Genomic DNA, 3766 nt, shown 5'->3' with positions numbered 1-3766 from the left:
CCCGGCGCTGCCGTGAATGCCTGAGGCGCCGTGGCCGGGATCAGTGTGGTGCTGCCCAGCGTGCTGCAGCCACTTGCCGGCGGGCAGTCCTTCCTTACTGCCCCCGCAGCAACGGCGGTGACGGTGGAGGGGCTGCTGGACCTGGTGGCGGCGGAGTACCCTGCCCTGTCGAGGCGGTTGCGGGATGAGACCGGGGCGGTCCGGCGCTACGTGAATATATACGTCAACGGGAATGAAATCCGCCGCCTGCAGGGTCTGGCCACGGAGGTGTCCCCGGGCGAGGAGGTCTTGATCATCCAGTCCGTGGCCGGCGGCTAGGCTCTGCCGGCCGGCACTCGCGAACGTCCAGCGGGGCTCCCGCCAAATCGTTGACAATTTCGTCGGCGATCCGTACCGTCGGTCTCGGGCGGTCGTGACCGATCGCGTCGATTCCTAGCAATGATGCGACAGGAAGGTACTCCGGTGGCCGCAAGCCTGAGCCTGAAGGACGTGAACCTGCACTTTGGTGGGGTCAAGGTGCTGCAGGACGTGAGCTTCGACGTCGAACCTGGTGTCATCCTCGGCCTGGTCGGTCCCAACGGTGCCGGCAAGACGTCGCTTTTCAACTGCATCAGCGGCCACTACAAGCCGAACTCCGGGTCGATCACCATCAACGGCACGGAGGTGCTGGGGAGTGCCCCGTCCCGCCTCGCACGGCTCGGGCTGGCGCGCACCTTCCAGCACCCCGCGCTCCAACTGAACGCCACAGTCCTGCAGAATGTGCTTCTCGGGGGGCACATCCGGCTCCCCGGCGGCCCTGTTTCATGGGCGCTCAGGTTGCCTTACACTGCGCGGGCCGAGCGCGGGATCCGTGCGGAAGCGCTCGAACTTCTCGACCGCGCGGGTCTGGGGTGGGCGGCGGACCTGCCGGCCGATGAACTCTCGCATGGGCTTCACAAGGGTGTCGAGCTGTGGCGCGCCCTGCTCTCCAAACCCGCCCTGCTGTTGCTCGATGAGCCCGCGGCGGGGCTATCGCACGCCGAAGTGGAGCAACTCATCGCGACTGTGAAGCGGATCCGCGCCGAGCAGGACATCACGATCATCATCGTGGAACACCATATGGGACTCATCTCGGCCCTCACCGACCAGGTGGTCGTGCTCGACCACGGCCGTAAGCTCATGGCGGGGACCGCAGCAGAGGCGCAGTCCGATCCCCGCGTGATCGAGGCCTACATCGGGAAGGACGCCGCGGATGACGCTGCTTGAACTCGCCGGCGTGACCGCGTCCTACGGTCCTGTGCAAGTGATCGACGGGGTCTCGCTCAGTGTGCCTGAGGGCGGGTCCGTGGGAATCCTCGGCGCGAACGGGGCGGGCAAGACCACCACGCTGCGCGCGATCAGCGGCACGGTGCGCACCGGTGGACGGATCACGTTTGACGGACGGGACATCCGGGGCCTGCGCCCCGACCAGGTGGCTGCCCTGGGGATCGCCCACGTCCCGGAGGGCCGGGGGACCCTGGGCCAGCTGAGCGTGCGCGAGAATCTGATGGTTGGCGCTTACCTTCGCAAGGGCCGGCAGGCGATCTCCGCGGACGTCGACTACTGCCTGGACCTGTTCCCGCAACTGCAGGACCGTGTCGGCTCGCGGGCGGCGGCACTGTCCGGCGGTGAGCAGCAGATGCTCGCTGTGGCCCGGGCGTTCATGGCCAAGCCCAAGCTGTTGTTGCTCGACGAAGCGTCGCTCGGGCTGGCACCCAGCACGGCGAAGACGGTGTACGACGCGATCCGCCGGCTCCGGCGCGAGTCGGGCATCGCCATGGTGGTCGTCGAGCAGAACGCAAACCTCGCATTCTCGCTGGTCGACACAGCGACCGTGCTCGAAACGGGCCGCAACGTGCTGACCGGAACCTCGGCCGAACTCAAGGGCATGGACGAGATCCGCCGCGCCTACCTGGGGGGCTGAACAGGGATGGGCACCTTCATCCAACTCGTTGTCGACGGCCTCTCGACCGGCTCAATCTACGCGGCCCTGGCCCTCGCGATCGTGCTCGTGAACCAGGCGACCGGCCTCATCAACTTCGCCCAGGGCGGCATGGCCGTGCTGTCCAGCTACATCGCCTACGTCTTCGTCCAGCTGGGCTTGCCGCTCATCGTCGCGATCCTCATTGCGGTGGTGCTCTCGTTCTTCATCGGCGCGCTGGTGGAACGGTTTCTTGTCCGCCGGTTCGAGCGTGGTGATCCCGACACGGCCGTCGTGGTGACGATCGGATTGCTCACCCTTGTCACGGGCATCTGCGCAGTACTTTGGGGCTATAACAACCTCGGGTTTCCGTCGCTGTTCCCGCTGACAAGCCTGCAGATCCTCGGCGCTGTGGTGAGTGTCCGGTCGCTGGCAACGACGGTGACGATCGTGGTGATCATGGTAGTTCTGCAGTTGCTGTTCCTCCGCACCAAGCTGGGGCTCGCGCTCCGCGCGGTGGCCGACAACCCAGGCTCTGCTGCGTTTTCGGGGCTCCCGGTGGGGCGGCTGCTCATGGTCGGCTGGGGGCTTGCCGCAACCCTCGGGGCAATCGCCGGCGTCCTCGTTGCTCCGCAGTTGACGCTTACTCCGGGCATGCTCGACACGGCGCTGGTCTATGCGCTCGCCGCCGTCATCCTCGGCGGCCTGAGCAGCCCGATCGGCTGCGTCGTGGCCGCTTCGGCGATCGGCGTACTTGAGAACCTGGTGGCCGTTTACGTGCCCTTTATCGGTCATGACCTCAAGATCGCCGTGCCGTTTGTTCTGATCTTCGTCATCCTTATCGTCCGTCCCCAGGGCCTGTTCGGGAGAAAGGTTGTGGTGAGGGTCTGATGCGTACCGTATCGTCCGCTCTTCGCGCCAGGCCAGCACGGATCGCCCTCATTGTCGTGGCCGCGATTGCCCTGGTCGCCGCCCCGCTCGTCCTTCCGGCGTTCGCCAACCAGACGCTGGTGCGCATTGGCGTCTACGCCGTCGCGGTGTTGGGGCTAAACATCGTCATGGGCTACACCGGACAGGTCAACCTGGGGCAGATCTTCTTCGTCGGGCTCGGCGCCTACGTCACCGCCTACGGCGTCAACCACGGGTGGAACATCATTGTGGTGTTCGCGGCGGCCTGCGTGAGTGCGGGCATCGTGGGGCTGCTGGTGGCGCTCGCCGCTGCCCGGCTCGGCGGGCTGGCGATCGCCATGGTGACCATCGCGCTGCCGATCGTCGGCGTCCCCCTGGCCAAGCGCCTCTCAGAATTCACCGGTGGCTCGCAGGGCACCTCAGCACGCTTCTCGGATGCACCCGAATGGTCTGGCCTGTACAACGACCAGTGGCAGTTCTACATCGTGCTGGTGGTGACCGCCGCCGCGTTCCTGCTGGCCCGGAGCCTTGTGCGTGGCAAGTACGGGCGGGCCTTCGCGGTGGTCCGCGAGAACGAGGCCGTCGCCGCCTCGATGGGAGTCTCGCCGTACCGCACCAAGGTGCTCGCGTTCACCATCGCCTCGATGTTCGGCGGGGCGAGCGGCTTCCTCTACCTCGCGGCCGTGCAGTACACGTCGCCGGAGACACTCAGCTTCGGCCACTCCATCAGCCTCGTTGCGGCGATGGTCATCGGCGGCGCCGGAAGCATCGCGGGCTCGCTCCTCGGCGGCGCCTACTACGTCTTCGTTCCGCAGCTGACGAACGCGATCGATCCGAACTTCACCGCTGTCAGCCAGGGCGCGATCCTCTTGGCGGTGCTGTTCCTTTTGCCCGGTGGACTGGTCAGCCTTCCGCGGG

General features: G+C 66.6%; 6 protein-coding genes (1 of these 6 only partly in view). All 6 read left to right on the top strand.

Annotated elements, in window-relative coordinates; all coding sequences use genetic code 11:
- On the top strand, positions 1-24 hold the 3' end of the coding sequence (locus K789_RS0117660; RefSeq protein WP_024367926.1) for a sialidase family protein. 1131 nt of this gene lie to the left of the window's left edge; 24 of the gene's 1155 nt are visible here — the last part of the coding sequence; its start codon lies off the left edge, out of view; it ends in the stop codon at positions 22-24.
- 6 nt (positions 25-30) lie between these two features.
- Positions 31-318, top strand: a complete 288-nt coding sequence (locus tag K789_RS0117655) for a MoaD/ThiS family protein (protein ID WP_024367925.1) — start codon at positions 31-33, stop codon at positions 316-318.
- Between the two features lie 144 nt (positions 319-462).
- Complete coding sequence (locus tag K789_RS0117650; RefSeq protein WP_202805092.1) at positions 463-1245, top strand: ABC transporter ATP-binding protein; 783 nt, start codon at positions 463-465, stop codon at positions 1243-1245.
- Positions 1232-1942, top strand: coding sequence for an ABC transporter ATP-binding protein (locus tag K789_RS0117645; RefSeq protein WP_024367923.1), 711 nt, complete (start codon positions 1232-1234; stop codon positions 1940-1942). Before K789_RS0117650 ends, K789_RS0117645 begins: the two co-directional genes overlap by 14 nt.
- Before the next feature lie 6 nt (positions 1943-1948).
- Positions 1949-2830 carry a branched-chain amino acid ABC transporter permease gene (locus K789_RS0117640; protein ID WP_024367922.1) on the top strand — a complete coding sequence of 294 codons (882 nt, stop codon included), beginning with the start codon at positions 1949-1951 and terminating at the stop codon, positions 2828-2830.
- Positions 2830-3766: branched-chain amino acid ABC transporter permease (locus K789_RS23425; protein WP_029705222.1), on the top strand; the 937-nt coding region annotated here is incomplete at its 3' end. The genes K789_RS0117640 and K789_RS23425, both read left to right, overlap by 1 nt.

Source organism: Arthrobacter sp. TB 26 (assembly GCF_000427315.1).
Classification (GTDB): Bacteria; Actinomycetota; Actinomycetes; order Actinomycetales; family Micrococcaceae; genus Arthrobacter.
This window is presented reverse-complemented; position numbering and strand designations above follow the sequence as displayed.